The sequence below is a fragment of the Nocardia sp. 852002-51101_SCH5132738 genome (assembly GCF_001665695.1).
Taxonomy (GTDB): domain Bacteria; phylum Actinomycetota; class Actinomycetes; order Mycobacteriales; family Mycobacteriaceae; genus Nocardia; species Nocardia nova.
On record NZ_LZML01000049.1, the window covers coordinates 19,589 to 36,578 of the forward strand.

21 protein-coding genes are annotated in these 16,990 nt (G+C 68.0%); 11 read left to right on the forward strand and 10 right to left on the reverse strand.

Going from position 1 to position 16,990, the window contains the following annotated elements; genetic code table 11:
* Nucleotides 1–48: 48 nt before the first annotated feature.
* On the reverse strand, nucleotides 49–3,399 hold the full coding sequence (locus tag A5789_RS07525) for a BTAD domain-containing putative transcriptional regulator (protein ID WP_227463162.1): 3,351 nt from the start codon (nucleotides 3,397–3,399) through the stop codon (nucleotides 49–51).
* A 324-nt stretch (nucleotides 3,400–3,723) separates the two neighbouring features.
* Here A5789_RS07525 and A5789_RS07530 point away from each other — a divergent pair, with 324 nt between their 5' ends.
* Nucleotides 3,724–4,593, forward strand: coding sequence for a 1,4-dihydroxy-2-naphthoate polyprenyltransferase (locus A5789_RS07530; protein ID WP_064907254.1), 870 nt, complete (start codon nucleotides 3,724–3,726; stop codon nucleotides 4,591–4,593).
* A 20-nt stretch (nucleotides 4,594–4,613) separates the two neighbouring features.
* Here the strand turns inward: A5789_RS07530 and A5789_RS07535 are convergent, their stop codons facing one another.
* From A5789_RS07535 to A5789_RS07555, 5 genes are all read right to left on the reverse strand, one after another.
* The gene (locus A5789_RS07535) at nucleotides 4,614–5,003 is read right to left on the reverse strand and encodes a phage holin family protein (protein ID WP_030516236.1); all 390 of its coding nucleotides are present in this window, start codon (nucleotides 5,001–5,003) and stop codon (nucleotides 4,614–4,616) included.
* 85 nt (nucleotides 5,004–5,088) lie between these two features.
* Entirely contained in the window at nucleotides 5,089–5,679 is a 591-nt protein-coding gene (locus tag A5789_RS07540; protein ID WP_064907253.1) for a Clp protease N-terminal domain-containing protein, read from the reverse strand.
* Nucleotides 5,679–5,900, reverse strand: a complete 222-nt coding sequence (locus A5789_RS07545) for a helix-turn-helix domain-containing protein (protein ID WP_030516234.1) — start codon at nucleotides 5,898–5,900, stop codon at nucleotides 5,679–5,681. The genes A5789_RS07540 and A5789_RS07545 overlap by 1 nt, the downstream gene beginning before the upstream one ends.
* 95 nt (nucleotides 5,901–5,995) lie before the next feature.
* Nucleotides 5,996–7,081 (reverse strand): PLP-dependent cysteine synthase family protein, encoded by a 1,086-nt coding sequence (locus tag A5789_RS07550; protein ID WP_064907252.1) that lies wholly within the window; start codon nucleotides 7,079–7,081, stop codon nucleotides 5,996–5,998.
* Nucleotides 7,082–7,239: 158 nt separating this feature from the next.
* Nucleotides 7,240–7,578 (reverse strand): DUF4229 domain-containing protein, encoded by a 339-nt coding sequence (locus A5789_RS07555; RefSeq protein ID WP_030516232.1) that lies wholly within the window; start codon nucleotides 7,576–7,578, stop codon nucleotides 7,240–7,242.
* A gap of 222 nt (nucleotides 7,579–7,800) precedes the next feature.
* Between A5789_RS07555 and A5789_RS07560 the strand changes: the two genes are divergently transcribed.
* A complete protein-coding gene (locus A5789_RS07560) occupies nucleotides 7,801–8,034 on the forward strand; it encodes a BldC family transcriptional regulator (RefSeq protein ID WP_051025198.1) in 234 nt (77 codons plus the stop codon).
* Nucleotides 8,035–8,116: 82 nt separating this feature from the next.
* The gene (locus A5789_RS07565) at nucleotides 8,117–8,320 is read left to right on the forward strand and encodes a hypothetical protein (RefSeq protein ID WP_030516230.1); all 204 of its coding nucleotides are present in this window, start codon (nucleotides 8,117–8,119) and stop codon (nucleotides 8,318–8,320) included.
* A 41-nt stretch (nucleotides 8,321–8,361) separates the two neighbouring features.
* Here the strand turns inward: A5789_RS07565 and dapA are convergent, their stop codons facing one another.
* On the reverse strand, nucleotides 8,362–9,240 hold the full coding sequence (gene dapA / locus A5789_RS07570) for a 4-hydroxy-tetrahydrodipicolinate synthase (RefSeq protein ID WP_064907251.1): 879 nt from the start codon (nucleotides 9,238–9,240) through the stop codon (nucleotides 8,362–8,364).
* A 71-nt stretch (nucleotides 9,241–9,311) separates the two neighbouring features.
* Here dapA and A5789_RS07575 point away from each other — a divergent pair, with 71 nt between their 5' ends.
* A complete protein-coding gene (locus A5789_RS07575; protein ID WP_064907250.1) occupies nucleotides 9,312–10,208 on the forward strand; it encodes a LysR family transcriptional regulator in 897 nt (298 codons plus the stop codon).
* 14 nt (nucleotides 10,209–10,222) lie between these two features.
* Here the strand turns inward: A5789_RS07575 and A5789_RS07580 are convergent, their stop codons facing one another.
* Nucleotides 10,223–10,870, reverse strand: coding sequence for a hypothetical protein (locus A5789_RS07580; RefSeq protein WP_063015407.1), 648 nt, complete (start codon nucleotides 10,868–10,870; stop codon nucleotides 10,223–10,225).
* Nucleotides 10,871–10,955: 85 nt separating this feature from the next.
* Nucleotides 10,956–11,639, reverse strand: a complete 684-nt coding sequence (locus A5789_RS07585) for a 1-acyl-sn-glycerol-3-phosphate acyltransferase (RefSeq protein ID WP_064907271.1) — start codon at nucleotides 11,637–11,639, stop codon at nucleotides 10,956–10,958.
* Nucleotides 11,640–11,801: 162 nt separating this feature from the next.
* On the opposite strand from A5789_RS07585, the gene A5789_RS07590 reads away from it, so the two are divergent.
* From A5789_RS07590 to A5789_RS07605, 4 genes are all read left to right on the forward strand, one after another.
* Nucleotides 11,802–12,674 (forward strand): helix-turn-helix transcriptional regulator, encoded by an 873-nt coding sequence (locus tag A5789_RS07590; protein ID WP_227463164.1) that lies wholly within the window; start codon nucleotides 11,802–11,804, stop codon nucleotides 12,672–12,674.
* A gap of 39 nt (nucleotides 12,675–12,713) precedes the next feature.
* Nucleotides 12,714–13,691 carry a zinc-binding dehydrogenase gene (locus tag A5789_RS07595; RefSeq protein ID WP_064907249.1) on the forward strand — a complete coding sequence of 326 codons (978 nt, stop codon included), beginning with the start codon at nucleotides 12,714–12,716 and terminating at the stop codon, nucleotides 13,689–13,691.
* 112 nt (nucleotides 13,692–13,803) lie between these two features.
* Nucleotides 13,804–14,031: a deoxyribodipyrimidine photolyase gene (locus tag A5789_RS07600; protein WP_227463165.1), complete on the forward strand. Its 228-nt coding sequence runs from the start codon at nucleotides 13,804–13,806 to the stop codon at nucleotides 14,029–14,031.
* A 65-nt stretch (nucleotides 14,032–14,096) separates the two neighbouring features.
* Nucleotides 14,097–14,528 carry a nuclear transport factor 2 family protein gene (locus A5789_RS07605; protein WP_082940530.1) on the forward strand — a complete coding sequence of 144 codons (432 nt, stop codon included), beginning with the start codon at nucleotides 14,097–14,099 and terminating at the stop codon, nucleotides 14,526–14,528.
* A 98-nt stretch (nucleotides 14,529–14,626) separates the two neighbouring features.
* Here the strand turns inward: A5789_RS07605 and A5789_RS07610 are convergent, their stop codons facing one another.
* On the reverse strand, nucleotides 14,627–15,787 hold the full coding sequence (locus tag A5789_RS07610; protein ID WP_064907248.1) for a helix-turn-helix domain-containing protein: 1,161 nt from the start codon (nucleotides 15,785–15,787) through the stop codon (nucleotides 14,627–14,629).
* A 106-nt stretch (nucleotides 15,788–15,893) separates the two neighbouring features.
* Here A5789_RS07610 and A5789_RS07615 point away from each other — a divergent pair, with 106 nt between their 5' ends.
* Genes A5789_RS07615 through A5789_RS07625 form a run of 3 tightly spaced genes read left to right on the forward strand, consistent with a single transcriptional unit; the run spans nucleotide 15,894 to nucleotide 16,637 of the window.
* Entirely contained in the window at nucleotides 15,894–16,199 is a 306-nt protein-coding gene (locus tag A5789_RS07615) for a hypothetical protein (RefSeq protein WP_063015411.1), read from the forward strand.
* Nucleotides 16,196–16,408 (forward strand): helix-turn-helix domain-containing protein, encoded by a 213-nt coding sequence (locus A5789_RS07620; protein ID WP_146098770.1) that lies wholly within the window; start codon nucleotides 16,196–16,198, stop codon nucleotides 16,406–16,408. The genes A5789_RS07615 and A5789_RS07620 overlap by 4 nt, the downstream gene beginning before the upstream one ends.
* Nucleotides 16,377–16,637, forward strand: a complete 261-nt coding sequence (locus A5789_RS07625; RefSeq protein ID WP_063015413.1) for a hypothetical protein — start codon at nucleotides 16,377–16,379, stop codon at nucleotides 16,635–16,637. The genes A5789_RS07620 and A5789_RS07625 overlap by 32 nt, the downstream gene beginning before the upstream one ends.
* Nucleotides 16,638–16,990 lie beyond the last annotated feature (353 nt).

Genomic DNA, 16,990 nt, shown 5'->3' on the forward strand with positions numbered 1-16,990 from the left:
CTGTGGGCAGCCGTCGCCACCTCCCGCGGAGATCGCGCGACCGCCGCCTCAGGCGCCGAGCAGAGTTTCCAGTTCCGGCAGCATCGCGAGGATGCGCTGTGCGGCCGAACGGCGGTTGAGACTCGAGACCGCATCCTGTCCGGCATCGATCATCTCCGTACCGACGGTGGCCCGCGCCAGATCCAGATGCCGATTCCAGCGCATCGACGAATAGTCCTGGCGGCCGACAACTTTCATCGCCAGCGCCAACAGCGTCGCACCGGTTTCCGGATCGGTTCCGGTCCGGACCAGATAGGAACCGAGCGCACCGGCGGCGCCGCCGATCTGCGGAAGGTCGATGAACTGGGTGAGCCGCTCCCGCGCCACCCTGGCCACCTGACCGGGCAACTCCGGCACCTCGTGCACGGCGTCGTGGAGAATGTGGGCGTCGAGCACGGCGCTGGCGACGATGATGTCCCCCGGCCCCGGACCGGCCCCGGCATACGGCCAGTTGAACAGTTGCAGGCTGCGCCGGAACGTGCGCAGACCGCGCTCGATATCACCTTCCGCCAGTTCGAGTTCCGCCATCCCGGCTACGACGGCACCCTTGCGGTGGTTCGGCTGCGTCACCGGTTCGTCCAATCCGACGCCGTCGTCGATGACGCCCAGCGCGTGTTCGAGTTCCCGCCGCGCATCGGCCAGCTGTCCGGCGCCGACCATGGAGACCGCGAGGAAGCTGCGCAGTTCCACACTCTCCTCGAAGCAGCGCAACTCCTGCATCAGCTCCACCGCGCGCCGGTAGTAGGCCACGGCCTCCTCGTACCGCGCCGCCTGCGAGGCCATCTGCCCGAGATGCTGGGAGCACATCGCGGTGCCCCAGACATCGCGTCCCTCGAGCAATGCGAGAGCCTGGCGCGCATCGCGGATCGACCCGGCGGTATAGCTGGCGTTCTCGCGCATATTGGCGCGCAGCAGGAAGGCGAGCGCACGGACGAGGTCGTCGCCGGAGCGGGTGCCCGCCGCCATCAAACGCACGCCGTAGGCGACATCGATTCGCGCGCAGAGCATGTCGCCGAGATACCGGACGCCGGGCGTGAGATCGGCGGTGGCGAGCACGCGGCGGGCCCGGGAGCGGATCACCGCGAGGGGCCGCACTCCGGGCTCGCCGAAGGCCAGATGCATCGCCAGGAATACGTAGCTCTGCAATTCCAGATCGGCCTCGATCCGAGTGCGCGGCCCCTCGGGCGGCGGCACCGGCACGACGCGGGGCGCCCAGCTCATCAGCTCCATATGCGCGCCACGCATCACCCAGAGCATGGCGACGGGCGCGAAAACCGAGAACACCGTACGGGAATCGGCATTTTCCACGGCGTGGCGCAGCACCGCCAGCAGGTTGTCGAGTTCGGCGGCCAGCGACAGCACCGTGCGGACCTGATCCGGCCCGTCGTAGTTGAGTGCCGTGTGGTGTGCGAATTGCCGTGCCCAGCAGCACATCCGATTCATCACCAGATCGGCCTCACCGGTCGCGAGCAGCTGCTCCTCACCGAATTCCCGCACCGTCTCGAGCATGCGGTAGCGAGTGGCTACCATCTCGTCGTCGGCCAGCACGGTGAGTAGCGACTGGCTCACCAGCCCGTCCACAGCGGCCACCGCGTCGATCGAATCCGGGCCCGAGACCACGGATTCGGCTGCCTCCAAGGAGAATCCGGCGGGAAAGCGGCACAGCCGCCGCAGTGCCAGCCGCTGTTCGGGCTCGAGCAGATTCCAGCTCCACTCGATCACCGCGTGCAGGGTGCGGTGGCGTTCGGGTGAGCTGCGGTCACCGGAACGCAGCAGGGCGAAGCGGTGTTCGAGCCGGCTCTCGATCTCCTCCACGCTCATGGTCCGCACCCGGGCCGCGGCCAGTTCGATGGCCAGCGGCAGCCCGTCCAGGGTGCGGCACAAGCGCGCGACGACCGCCGGATCCAGCCTCGCCGAGGGTCGCACCGCCCGCGCCCGGCTGACGAACAGCTCGGTGGCCGGCGAGCCCTGCGCGTCGATCGCCAACGGCGGCAACGGATATACCGTCTCGGCGGTGATCGCCAGCGGCGCCCGGCTGGTGGTCACCACCGTCAGATGTTCACAACTGCCGACCAGGTCGGCGACCACCTCGGCGGCCGCGTCGATGAGATGTTCACAGTTGTCCAGGATCAACAGGACGGGACGCAGCGACAGCGCCTCCCGCAACCGGCGCCGGCCGTCGATGGTCTGGTTGCGGCGCAACACATTCGCTTCGCGGGAGTATTCGTTGACACCGAGGACCGCACCGATGGCCGCCTCGATCTCCGCGCACGTCGCGGCGTGGCGCTCACCGGGGTCGCCGTCGGAAGCGGCACGCAGCGAGGCCAATTCGACCAGCGCCACCGCCTGCTTGCCCGCGATACGCGCGCCCAGCTCGTTGGCGACGCGAGTCTTGCCGGTGCCGCCCGGACCGAGCACGGTGGTCACCCGGAACTCCTGGACGAGCTTCTCCAGTGCCACCAGATCGCCGTCGCGGCCGAGCAGCGGATTGGGGGCCGCGCGCAGGCCGAGCGCCGTATTCGGCGGCGCGGCAGCGGTTTCCGGGTGCCCGTACGGTTCCGATGACAGCGCGTGCTGGGCGGTGGACACCCGCTGTGTCGCGGAGGTGGCCTGCCCCGATTGCGGCTGCACCGCCGGATGGTCGCCGCGCAGAATCGCGGTGTTCAACGCCACGAGCGCCGGACCGGGGTCCGCACCCAATTCCTCACCCAGTCGCGTCCGCAGCCCGGCGAAGACCTCCAGGGCCTCGTTCGCGCGTCCGTCGCCGGCCAGCAAGCGCATCAGGGTGGCATGCGCGGGCTCGTCGAGCGGTTCGGCCGCGGCCGCCCGCCGCGCCACCCGCAACGCACCGCCGAGATCGCCGGCGGCCTCCCGGGCCGCCAGTTCCACGGTGTCCAGCGCCGACCAGCGCGCGGCCGCGAATTCGTGCAGCTCGTCGGCGACGGGACCGGGCGGCAGATCCGCGCCGGGTTCGCCCCGCCACAGCGCGCGTGCCCGCTGCACCAGGCTGAGGCATCCGGCGGTATCGCCGCGCTCGAACCGCAGCTGCGCCTCCCGTTCCAGGCCGCGGGCCAGGCTCAGGTCGACCTGCTCCTCGGTCAGCAGCAGCCGATACCCCGCCGGGCCGATTTCCAGTGCCCCCTCGGGCAAGACGGATCGCAATCTCGATACCTGCGTATGCAGGGCGTTCATCGGTGCGCGCGGCGGCTGCTCGCCCCAGACGTCGTCGATCAGCGCCTGGGCGCTGCGGCTGCGGCCGGGATGCACCGCCAGTGCGGCGATCAGCAATCGCGCCCGGGCGCCGGGCACCGCGACGAGATCCGTGTCACGGCGCAGCGCGACCTCCCCCAGAAGCGCCACGCGAACGCCCGTCTCGGGCAGCCTTTCGTCCCGGCCGCTGCTGTCCGGTCGGGTGTGCGTCGTCCCGGCATCCGCACGGGCGGAGCGCGATGTCGACCCGGAGCCGCTGTGATCAGGAAACATGCCGTCGCAATCGTATGTGACCGGTCGAATGAATATCGGGCGCTGCGCCGGGGCCGACCGCTCCCCGGGCCGCGTCACGTCGTGCAGTTTACTCCGATATATCGCAATAATGTTATCGACAGGGTCCGGCAGTGGTGCTGCGCCGACACTGCGCCGATGCTGCGCTGCCGCCTCCGAGCTACCACCACTAGGCTGCCGGATATGGCTAGTGCAGCACAATGGCTCGAAGGCGCCCGCCCGCGGACGCTGCCCAATGCGATCGCCCCGGTCCTGGTCGGCACCGGCGCGGCCGCGTCGCTGGACGCCGCGGTGTGGTGGAAGGCCCTGTTGAGCCTGCTGGTTTCGCTGGCTCTGATCATCGGCGTCAACTACGCCAACGACTATTCCGACGGCATTCGCGGCACCGACGACGAGCGCGTGGGCCCGCTGCGACTGGTCGGTTCGGGCCTGGCGAGTCCGGCCGCGGTGCGCGGCGCGGCGATCGCCTGCCTGAGCGTGGCCGCGATCTTCGGGTTGATCCTGGTGATCACCACCGCGTGGTGGCTGCTGCTGATCGGCGCGGCCTGCCTGGCCGGCGCCTGGTTCTACACCGGCGGTAGTAAACCCTACGGCTACAGCGGTTTCGGTGAGATCGCCGTCTTCGTCTTCTTCGGCCTGGTCGCGGTGCTGGGCACCGAATTCGTCCAGGCCGAACGGCTCGACTGGGCCGGACTGGTCGGCGCGATCGCGGTCGGCGCGTTCTCCAGCGCGGTGCTGGTCACCAACAATCTGCGCGACATCCCCACCGATTCGGTGACCGGCAAGACCACCCTCGCCGTCAAACTGGGCGACACCCGCACCCGCACATTGCATCTGGTGCTGATGGTGGTGCCGTTCGTGGCCTCGCTGCTGCTGGTGCTGCGCACCCCGTGGGCCCTGGTGGGCCTGCTGGCGATACCGCTCGCCGTCCGATCCAACGCCCCGGTGCGCGGTGGGCAGCAGGGACCGGGATTGATCCCCTCACTGCGCGATACCGGTTTGGCGATGCTGGGCTGGTCCCTGCTCACCGCCCTGGCGCTCGGCCTCGGCTGACGAACGGCCGCACCGCAGCGTCAGTCCCGGCCGCCCTCGGGAACCAAGACGCCGAGCACCCAGTTGACGAGGGTCACGATGACAGCACCGAAGACCGCCGCCCAGAAGCCGTCGACCCTCAGCCCGTAATCGGTGGTTTCGGTGATCTTGGCGGTCAGCCACAGCATGAGGGCGTTGATCACCAGCAGGAACAGCCCCAGCGTGACGATCACCAGCGGTAGCGACAGCAATTTCACGATCGGCTTGATCAGCGCATTGACCAGTCCGAAGACGATCGCGACGCAGACCACGACGAGAATCTTGCCGCCGGTGCCCGCATCGGGCGGATCCTTCAATTCGATACCGCCGACCCAGGCCGCCGCGAGCCAGATCGCGAGGGCGTTGATCGCCAAACGGAGCAGAAGTGCCATGCCGCAATGCTAACGGCGGACGGGGCGGGTTACCGGTCACGCGCTGCGACCCCTCCCCGCCCCTGACGACGGGTGCGCTCGCCCCTCACGCCGCGCGGTCGAGCATCTCCTGGACCGCGCCGCGCACCCGTTCCATCCCTTCGTTCCCGCCCAGCAGTTCTCGCGTGGCCGGGTTGGGCGCGCGCAGGATGCCGAGCAGCACATGCCCCGCCTCGATGCGATCGTCACCGCGGGAGATCGCCTCGCGCAGTGACAATTCCAGCGTCTTCTTGGCCTCGCGGGTGAAAGGGATGTGACCGAAGCTCATTCCGCCGCCGAACCGGAAACGCCCGCGGCCCTTGTCCGGAACCGGCACGGCCTCGTCGAAGGCGCCCTCGCCGAAGGTGGCCTGCACACTGTCTCGCACCGCGTCCAGATCGATGCCGATCGACTTCAACGCGGCCGCGTCCTCCTCACCCAGCGGTTCCTCCGTCCGCACCCGGCTCGGCAGCGCGTGCCGAATCGCTTCGGCGGTTATGCCGTTGTCCTCCAGCACTTGTCGCAGCTGGTCGTCGGCGCAGGTCGCGAGCCCCAGCAGCAGATGTTCGACATCGATACTGGGCGAACGCAATTCACGCGCTTCCTCCTGCGCGTCCACGACGGCGGAGCGCGCCGCCTTGGCAAATCTCTCGAACATCAGCGGATTCCGCCTTTCCGGTTGTACTTCTGATGGACCGCCTGCCGACTGACCTCGAGCGCCTCGGCGATGGCTTGCCAGGACCAGCCCTGCTTACGGGCATTGGCCACCTGGATCGCCTCGAGCCGCTCAAGCAATCGCCGCAGCGCGAGCACCGCCCGCAGCCCGACCTGGGGGTCGGGACTGCCCGCGGCGGCCGCCAGCGTTGTCGCTTCACTCATGTACGTCAATTTACGTTGACATCGCGGGCGCGTCAATCAAAATTGACATCAGGTATGTTCACCCGCGGCGAACGGTGAGGAAGCGATTCCGCGGCTCAGGCGGTCCAGATACCCGTGGCCGTGAATTCGGCGAGAATCGCGTGCGAATCGGTGAGGTCCAGCCCCTGCTCCGCGACCCACTCGTCGTTGAAATACGTTCCGGCATAACGATCTCCGCCGTCGCACAGCAGCGTCACCACGCTGCCCTCGCGGCCGGCGGCGATCATCTCGGCGATGAGGGCGAACGCACCCCACAGATTGGTTCCGGTGGACCCGCCCACCCGCCTGCCGAGCACGTCACTGGCGTGGCGGCAGGCGGCGATCGAGGCGGCGTCGGGTACCTCGATCATCCGGTCGACCACATCGCCGATGAACGAAGGTTCCACCCGCGGGCGGCCGATTCCCTCGATCAGCGACGGCATACCGGTCTGATATCCCGAGTCGGCGACCTCGTATCCGCCGTAGAACGCCGAATTCTCCGGATCGACCACGGCCAGCCGGGTGGCGTGGCGCCGGTAGCGGATATACCGGCCGATGGTCGCACTGGTACCACCGGTGCCCGCACCGACCACCACCCAGTCCGGCACCGGGTGGGTCTCCAAAATCATCTGCTGATAGATGGATTCGGCGATGTTGTTGTTACCGCGCCAGTCGGTGGCCCGTTCGGCATAGGTGAACTGGTCCATGTAGTGGCCGTCGGACTCGGCGGCCAGGCGCACGGCCTCGGTGTAGATATCGGGCGCGCGGTCGACGAAATGGCATCGGCCGCCCTGCGCCTCGATCAGGGCAATCTTCTCCGGCGAGGTCTTCGTCGGCACCACCGACACGAAGTCCAGGCCGAGCAGTTTCGCGAAATAGGCCTCGCTGATCGCCGTCGATCCCGAGGACGCCTCGACGATGGTCGTCCCCTCGCGCACCCAGCCGTTGCAGATCGCGTAGAGAAACAGCGAACGCGCCAGCCGATGTTTCAAGCTGCCGGTCGGATGCGTGGACTCGTCCTTGAGATACAGCCGCACACCCCACTCGGGCGGCAGCGGATACCGCAGCAGATGGGTGTCGGCGCTGCGCTGCGCATCGGCCTCGATCAGCCGCACCGCATTGTCGACCCACTCCCGCGAAGTACTGCGATCGCAGTACTTCACCGCAGTACCCGCTCGCTCACTGCGCCTCCCGTGCCATGCGGGACACCCGCACCCGATCGGCGCAGCGAGCCGCTACGCGATTGTCGCTCACTGCGCCTCCCGTGCCATGCGGGACACCCGCACCCGATCGGGGCAGCGAGCCGCTACGCGATTGTCGCTCACTGCGCCTCCTCGCCGCGGAGGCGAGCTCGCAGGTTCGCTTTGTCGTTGCGGCGCTTCTCGTCGACCGCCGCGATGTCCTCGTTCACGCGCGCCCGCAGCCGCTTGAACAGCACCAGCGACAGCGGCATCGCCACGACCAACGCGAACAGCAGCGCGACGATCAGCGGGATGTCGACGTTCACCACGTGCGCCACCACCAGGATGATGGCGGCGATCACGGCGACCAGAGCCAGCCGGGCCAGGGTGTACAGCGCCAGATTGCGCGCGAGCCGCCGACCCGCCGAGGCCGGGGCCCGATCGCTCGCGGCGTCGTCGGATCGGGATGCTTCACTCACACGACCAGGGTAGGCGACGCCGCCACACCCGTTCCGACCTGCCCGGGTACCACCGAATTCGATCGCCGGATATTCGCCGAGGCAACGAACCCAGCCGTACGTATATCCGTTTTGTCTATTACTTCCCCTTTACCAACGTTAGATCGTTCGAACACCTGGGGGTCCGGGTGCAACGATGTCGCTATCTGATGAGGGATCTGTCGATTACGGAAAGGTTTGCGAATGACTGCGATCACCGCGGCGAGCCGCACGTTGGGTTCCGTCAACGGCCAGGAGGCCCTCCTGACCCCGGGCCAGGTGGCGGCGCTGTTCCACGTCGATCCGAAAACGGTCACTCGATGGGCACATGCCGGGCGGCTGGGTTCGCTGCGCACCCCGGGCGGACATCGCCGTTTCCGTGAGTCCGAAGTAATGCAGCTGTTGAAGTCGCTGACCACCGAGGCAACCCGCCCCTGAGCCGACAGGACCGCCCATTCCGGCGGTCACAGTGCGACAGGTACGCGCACGGGATTACCCTCGATGTCAGGAGGTGAGCGACGTGGCGTACCTGTTGGCACTCATCGCGGTCGTGGCTGTCGCGGTGCTGTGCTGGAAAGCGTTCGGACCGGAGCATGCGCCCCGGATCGGCATCGGACGAGGACCCGAGAAGAGACGTCGAGTCGTGGGTCCCGATGACGATCCCGAATTCCTGTGGCGGATCTCCCGCCAACGTCGCGACGGCGATTCCGGCTCGGATCACTGACGCGCATATCGTCACCTCGGGTGATGGGCCCTGAGGCGGGCTCAGCCGATGGGGCCGGCTGCGGCCAGCGCCGCCGAGACCGAATCGGCGCACGCGGGCAGTAGCGGCAGGCGCACGTGCGCGCTCGGTATCCGGCCCTGCGCCGCGAGCACCCCTTTCACCACGGTCGGATTGGCCTCGGCGAACAGTGCCCGCGCCAGCTCGACCAACCGGTTGCCGATTTTGCGCGCCGCCTCGATCCGTCCGTCCCGCCAGGCCGCGATCAACTCCGCATAGGCCGCGGGCGCCACATTCGAGCAGGTCAGAATGGCCCCCTGGGCGCCCATCGCCAGCAGCGGCGCCGCGTACAGATCGTCGCCGCACAACACCGTCGTCCGGTCGCCGACCGCAGCCAGCCACGCGACCGTGGTCTCGTCGACGACGCCGACGGCGTGTTTGAAGCCCGCGACATTCGGCAGTTCGGCCAGTTCCGTCAAGATTTCCGGATCGAGCGGCCGGCCCGTGCGATGCGGGACGTTGTAGATCAGCAGCGGCACCGGGCTTCGCTGCGCGAGCCGCCGGAAGTGTTCCACCACGCCGCGCTGCGAGGGTTTCGTGTAGTACGGCACCACCGTCAGCGCCGCCGAGACGCGCTCGTCCAGCGCGGCCAATGCGCGCTCGGAATCGGCGGTCGAATTCGAGCCGGTACCCACGATCAGCGGCACGTCACGCTCGGCGCAGACCTGGGCGCAGATGTCGACGACCCGGGCCTTCTCCTCCGCCGTCAGGGTGGCCGGCTCACCGGTGGTACCCAGGGCGACGAGGCCGGAGGCGCCCGCATCGAGGACCTCGTGCGCGAGCCGGGCCAGTGCGTCGCAGGCCAGCTCGCCGTCCGCCGTGAACGGCGTGACGAGTGGAACGAAGAGACCGCTGAACGTCATGCCACCTACCCTCGTCGAGGCGTTGATTCAGGTCCAGTTCACAAATCTTCTTTCGAGCTTAAGCTGAACTTATGCTCGATGTTCGCCGCCTACGGCTGCTGCGGGAGTTGGCCCATCGCCGGACGATTGCTGCGGTCGCCGAGGCCATGTCCTACACCCCGTCGGCGGTATCCCAGCAGCTCACCGCGCTGGAACGCGAGGCAGGAGTCACGCTACTGGAACGCAGCGGTCGCCGCGTCACCCTCACCGCGGCGGCGTGCCGCCTCGTGGAACACACCGAAGCGGTCCTCGCGATTCTCGAAGAGGCGGAGGCCGAACTGGCTACCGCCGAGCTCACCGGCGCTTTGCACATCGGCGCCTTCCCCACCGCCGTGCAGCGGATCCTGCCGCATGCGCTGGTCTCGCTCAGCCGGGCTCATCCGCGCTTGGAACTGCATGTGACGGAACTCGATCCGGCAGCCGTGCCCGCGGCACTGCGTGCCGGCACCCTGGATATCGCGCTCATCCAGGAATACGACTACGTGCCCGCCGAACCGGAGGCCGGCCTGGACACCGAACCGTTCCTGGAGGAACCGGTCTATCTGGCCGCCCGCACCACCCAGCCGCTGTCCGCCTACCGCGATGCGGCATGGATCTCCGGAACACCCGGCACCCTCTGCCACACCATGACCGTAAGAGCTTGCGAGGCAGCGGGTTTCGTTCCCCATATCCGCCATCGCTCCGACGATTTCGGCACCGTCCTCGCCCTGGTCGCCGCCGGGCAGGGCGTCGCGTTCATCCCCCAGCTCGCGATTCCCCTCCATCCCGAAACCGACACCACCCCGGTCGAATTGACCCCGCTCCCCATTCGCCGCCGCACCCGGATCGCCTACCGCGCCGGCACCCGTACCCATCCCACGATCTCCGCCGCCCGCACCGCGCTGCACGCCACCACCGGAACGATCCCCCCGGTGGAAGATCTCACCTGAAGCCGGCCGTCACGTCAGAGGCTCCGGCCGTCCACCACACCGCGGAGTTCTTCCGGCTCCCAGAAATCCCGCACGCCCGGAAGTTCGGACAGATAGCGCAGGATGCGGTCCGGCGGCCAGCCGTGGGATTCGCCGAGACCGCCGGCCAGCATGCCGAGGTAACGTGCGGACGGTTTGGTCAGGTCGCTGGTCAGCGGGCTGCCCGGGGAGGTGAAGGTCAGGACCGGAATGCCATCCACGTCGTCGACGTGCCACAGGGTTTCGTAGCGGCCGTCGCCGAGTTGGACGTAGCCCTGGCGAACCACCTCGGACGGATCGAAGTCGGGGCCGTCCCCGGGCTGGCGGTGCATCTCCTGGGCCATCAGATCGCTGAACTGCCCGACGGTCAACAGGTAACCACGCGCGGCCGCGCCGGCCGGCCAGTCCGAAGGTGGACGGTGGGCATAGAACGCGACGCCGCCGCTCCACACCGGGCTCTGCCCGGCGAAATAGACGCAGCCGGGCAGTGAGAGCGGCCGGTTCCGCGCGGGCGGCGTGGGATCCCGGAAACCCCCGTAGAGACGCGGGGTGCCCGGCGGGTTGCCGCCCGCCCGGTAGTAGGTGAACCGCTTCTCGAACAAATTGGATCCGTAAGCGGCGTACCAGACGAGTTCCGCGGTCATCGGAGCTCGTTTCCTTCCGGAGTGCGCACATGCCCGACCCTACGGGAGGACACCGCCCGGCCGTCGGCACTGCCTGTCGCCGAGCTCATTTCCCCAGGTCCTCGATGCGCCGGCGCAAGTGATCGAGCAATTTCTCCGGATCGTCGAATTCCGCGGGATCGATGGGCGTGCCGAAGTGGATACGCACCCGCTGGCGGCGGTCGAACGCGGGGCCGTCGCCGCGGGTGCGGCGCATCGGCAACACGCGGTCGGTCCCCGTGGTGCCCACCGGGACGATCGGAACTCCGGTCGCCAGCGCCAGTTTCGCCACTCCCGGTTTGTACGGTTCACTCTCGCCCGGTGCGACCAGTCGCCCTTCCGGATAGACGATCAGCACGCCGCCGTGCCGCAGAATCTGTTCCGCCTGCGCCATCGCCGACTGCCCGGACGCACTGTCGCGCCGCACCACCGGAATATGCCCCAGGCGCCGCACCAGCCACCCGACCACCGGCCACGACCACAGCTCGGCCATCGCGATGGCAATTGCCCTGCGCCGCAACGCTCCCCAGAGGAATACCGCGTCCAGCATCGAGATGTGATTGCTCGCCACGATCACCGGCCCCGACTTCGGCACCAGCTCTCGCCCCGTCACGGTGACGCGCACGACATTCGACCACGCCAGCGTGCGCAGAATTCGCCGCACGAACTGCGTGGTAAGCCATGCCCGCTTCCCCAGCCCCTTGGGCCGACGCCCGGATTGCTCGCGCCGACGCCCGGATTGCCCGTTCATCTCCACCCCCGATTCCAACGAACGGAGTCGATTCTCCCACGCGACACCGACATGTTCGGTCCCCGCTGTCGTGCGCCGGCGGGGACCGGCTGCCGATGGCGTGTGCGCGATCGATTCGGCCTCACGCCATCAGCACCGCGGCCGCCTCTCTATCGTGAACGGGTGAGTATCAGCGCGAACGATGATCCGCGCGGCACGAGTGCACGGGATCGGCGGCGGGCGGAGTTGCGCGACTATCTGCGCAGCCGCCGGGAACGGCTCACGCCCGCCGAGGTGGGCCTGCCGGAGGCCGGGCGGCGGCGCACTCCCGGGTTGCGGCGCGAAGAGGTCGCCGTGCTGGCCGGGGTCGGCGTGTCCTGGTACACGTGGCTCGAGCAGGGGCGCGATATCAAGGTCTCGGGAGAGGTGCTCGACGCGGTGGCCCGCGCGCTGCTGCTCGACGAGGCCGAGCGCGCACATCTGTATCGCCTCTCCGGTCTCAATCCGCCGCAGCGTGAGGCCGCGCCGTCGGTTCCGGCGTCTCCGCAGATGCAGGCCCTGCTCGACGCATGGGCTCCGCGCCCGGGATACATCAGGGACCGGCACTGGAATTTCACCGCCGTCAACGATGCCGCGCGCCGCGTATTCGGTTACGGCGACACCGATCACAACTGCCTGGTGTCCTACTTCACCAATGCCCGCTACCGCGTCCTGCATCAGCAGTGGTCGGAGAATGCGCCCGGCGTGGCGGCCGGCTTCCGGGCCGACTCCGCCCGCTATCCCGACGATCCCGAATTCGACCGTATCGCAACCGATCTCGCCCAGGTCAGCCCGGAGTTCGCCGAACTGTGGGCCCGCCACGACGCCGCCGAACACAGCGTCGCGGTGAAGGCCGTCGAACATCCCGACGTGGGCTTGCTGATCTTCGACGCCACGCTGTTCCCGGTACCCGACCACCCCGGCCACCACCTGATCCTGCACAACCCGCGCCCCGGCACCGCCGAACGCCTGGAACGGCTGTTGCAGCCTGGTGGTGCCACACCCAGGATGAGCTGACACTGCCTCCTCGACTTCCGCGCGCCGAGGATCGTTGTCATGAGCACTACACAGATGCAGGCGATCACCATCCCCGAATTCGGTCCCGCGGAGGTGCTGCGGCCGGCCACCGTCGACATCCCGGAACCCGGTCCGGGCCAGGTTTCCATCGACGTCGCCTACGCGGGAGCCAACTTCGCCGAGGTGCTGTATCGGCAGGGCGTCGTCGGTGTGCCGTTGCCGTTCGTGCCGGGTATCGAGGTTTCGGGCCGGATCCGCGCGGTGGGCCCGGATGTGACGGACCTGACGGTCGGCCGGCCGGTCGCGGCGCTGACCATCGTCGACAGTGGCGGTTACGCCGAGGTCGTCGTCACCTCCGCGGCCTTGGTCGCACCGCTGGACGGCCTCGACCTGAGCCTGGACCTCGCGGCGGCGCTGCCGTCCAACAGCACCACCGCCTTTCTCGTCCTCGACCGCGTGGCGCGCATCGAACCCGGCGAGAGTGTGCTGGTGCACGCGGCAGCGGGCGGCGTCGGCAGCCAACTCGGCCAGGCCGCGCGATTGCTCGGCGCGGGCCGGGTGGTCGGCACCGTCGGCAGCGCCGAGAAGATCGAGGTAGCCAGGTCTTTCGGCTATGACGAGGTGATCCTGCGCGAGGACATCTCCAGTGCAGGGGAATTCGACATCGTGGTCGATATGGTCGGCGGCCCGGCCCGCCGCGCGAGCCTGGACCGGCTTCGCCCGCTGGGCCGAATGATCGTGATGGGCAACGCGTCCGGCGCCGAGGACGTCGGAGTTTCGGCGAACGAGCTGTGGTTCACCAACAAGACGGTCTCCGGATTCAATCTCGCCGCTTTCGCGGCCGCCTACCCCGACGAAGCGGGAGCAGCCCTGCGGCGGGCAGTCGAAGCAGCCGCTCGTGGCGCACTTCGCGTCCAGGTCGAGTCCCTGCGGTTCGACCAGGTTGTCGAGGCCCACCGTCGCCTCGAATCAGGAACGAGCACAGGCAAGTTGGTGTTGGCGACGGCGAAGGGATGACGGCCGCGGCCGGGAGGAGCTCCCGTTTGCGGCCTCGGCGCCCGGGTACTGCTGAGAAGCCGCACACCGGAATCCATTCGGCCCGGACGCTCGCGGCACAGAAGGAGTGATCATGAACTTGTTGCTGGCTGCCGCCCACACCGATCCGGAAGCGGCCGGATTCATCCTGCGCGGTGTCAAAGGAATCTTCGTCGCCATCGGCAGCATCATTGCTGCGTTCATCTGCGCCGCCATCGCCGCAGCCAAGGGCCGCAACCCGTTCGGGTGGGGGCTACTGGGGCTGTTCTTCAGCATCCTGACCCTCATCGTGGTCGTCGTCATTCCCAGCAAGAAATCCTGACCGTTCGATTCGCATGACGTCGGAGGTAATGGACTCGCATCGCCCGCACGGGCAGAGTCGGACCGGTGAATGATGCCGCGCTCACCCGCACCGTCGTCGAAGATCTGCTGGCCCGCATGGCCGCCGGCGATCCGGAGAACATCGCCGCGTTGTACGCCCCGACGAGCGACTGGAAACTGAACTGGCCGGAAGACGAGCACGGCCGCGTCGCCACCCCGTGGATCACACACCGCTCCACCCGCGCCGACGCGGCCGCGCATTTCCGCGCGATCGCCGAGCACCATATTCCCGAAGAGGTCGATACGGTGGTCGAGCGAATTCTCGTCGACGGCCCGGATGCGGTGGTACTGGGCGAAATTCGCCAGACCGCGCGCGCGACCCGTCGCCCCTACCGCGCACGGTTCGCCCTTCACCTGACGGTCGAGAACGGCCTGATCACCCGTCACCACGTCTACGAGGACAGTCTTACCGTCGCCCGCGCGTTCGATCCGGAGTGACGAAACCCCTGAACTTCTCGTGCAAACCCCGCCGGTTTTTTGAGTTTTCCGTAAATCTCGCGGAGGTTTGCACGAAAAGTTCGGCCCCGGATTTTCTGCTAGAGACCAGCGCCGATCCACGCCGCGAATCCCAGCAATCCCTCGGACTGACGGCGCTGCGCGGCGGCGATGCCGTACACGGTTTCGCGCACCGAAGGATGCAGTCGCGTCTGCTGCGGCGCCGCGGCGCGGGCTTTGTTGAGCGCCGCCAGCGCTCGATCCGGCTTACCGGACATCAACCACGCCCGCGCATTGTCCTGCCAGTGATGGCCGAGGCGGGTAGGCGGCGCACCCGTCGGCGCGGCTAGTTGCGCGCCGTCGAGCGCCGCCCTGTTCGGGTCGCCCGCTTCGAGCTCTACTGCGTGAGCATGTATGTCTACGTTCAGCGGACCGAATGCGGTCATGTACAGGTCGGTCTCGCCGGTGTGAGCGGCCAGTTCTCGTGCGGCACCGATATGGTCCAGCGCCCGGGCGTAATTCAAGGAGCGCGCCTCGTTGATCGCGCCGGCGAGATGTGAGTAGCCGGCCAGCACCATCCCGGCATGTGAATCGTCAGCCGCGTCCAGCGCCGAATCGATCAGCCGCGCAGCGACTTCCGATTCGCCGTAGTGCGTGAGCGCGCGTGCGCGGGCCAGTACCGAGAACGCCGCGAAGTTCGAGTCGTCGGCCAGCGGAGCATAGGTATCCGCCAGATCCAATGCCGGAAGTGCGAGCATCATATGCCCGGTGCGGCGTACCGACCATTCCGCCAGGACGTAGGCCGCGGTCAGCAGCGTGTATGCCCGCGCTCGCTCATCGCCGTTCAGATCTCGCACCGAGCCGTGCAGACGGCGAATCAGGTCCGGCAGTACCTCGATCGTTTGACGGGTTCGATCGCTCCGGTAGAGCCGTTGCGCCGCAGCCAGTTCCGATTCCAGTTGGACCAGCGAGCCCGGCTCCGCCGCTCGAGCGTAGCGCCCCTCGGTGAGCAATACCGATAGCCCGTTCACCGCGTCCGACAACGGCTTTCCGTCGTCGTACGGTGCCCCGGTGAGGTGTTCGGGCGTAATGTGCAACGCCCGAGCGACGGCCGATATGAACCCGGGCGACGCGACCTCTCGGCCCTGCTCGACCGCCTTCACCATCGACAGCGAGTAGTTCGCGCGCGCCGCCAACTGACGCTGCCCCAAACCGGCAATCTTGCGTTCGGATGCGATCCGCCGCCCCACGTGTTCGCCCATGCTCCGAGAGTAGATCGATACCGCCGCCCTGTCCCCCTGTCCCTTCACTGGTCCTCGGGGCTCCTACCTGCGTCGAATCTGACATACACAGACAGGAGGGGTAGGGATGAGAACACGTCCGACGGCGCTGGCCTGGATCGATCCGGAGGTCAGCACCGCACCGAATTGGGATGCGGCACAGGTGAAACGGCTCGCCCGCCACCTCGGCTACGCGCTGGTCTGGCCGGTTCCGCATCGAACGATTCCGCTGATCGACCAGATCCGCACTGCCGATGTGGATGCCATCGTCATGCCCACACCCGCCCATCTCGACGCCCGCACCCTCGACCTGGTCATGCACCTCGCAGACATCGAAACCGCCTGTCCTCGATTGTCTTTCGCACGATGGAACGCCTCCGGAGCCCGGGCGTGACTCCGAGCGAGCGCGCCGTCCTGCGTACGCTCGCGCCGGGCGGCCTCCTCACTGCCGCCCAGTTGCAACGGGCCACAGCTCACACCACTCGAAGCATCCGCAACGCGCTGGCTCGCCTGCACGCGCGCGGCCTGATCGTCCCGAGCCGGGACCGCGCCCGATGGCAGCTGAGCCCGCGTGGTCGCGCCGTCGCCGCGACGATCCGGTGATCGGCCTGCTGATCGCCGCGGGAATTCCGACGACCGTATTTATCTGGGCCGCATACTGGCCGACCTGTACGGGCGAAATTTTGTTCCGGCCGAGGCGTTCGTACTCGGCGGACGATCTCCACCGCACCGCATCGCCGCCATCGACGGCGACGACGGCATCGAACGTCCCGCAGGCCGGCATGACCACCGGGCCACCCCGGACGTCCGCGGAGAGCCTGCGACGCCGTGACCGCCCGCGCCCACCGGCGAATGTCAACGGCGCGGCTCGAGAGGAGGCAGTGCCCCACCCGCTGGGCGGCTCAGACCCACAGAAGTGGGGCACCGGTTCATCCCCTAACAACGGAGGCCGACGTATCCGCTCCCCATGGAGGGCAACCTCCGCGCACACACGGTAACCGGTACAACCCCTCCGGTTAGGTCGCATTAATGCGATTGCAATGAATCGTTACCTACCCATCGCGGCCGCCCCATAACCGCGCAGGTACGGCAGATTTCGATGTCTACGCAGGTTGACAGGGTTTTGTCCGGGTCCGCTCCACGTTTTCGACGTCCAGCGCGAAGGTCGCAAGATTGCGCAACAGG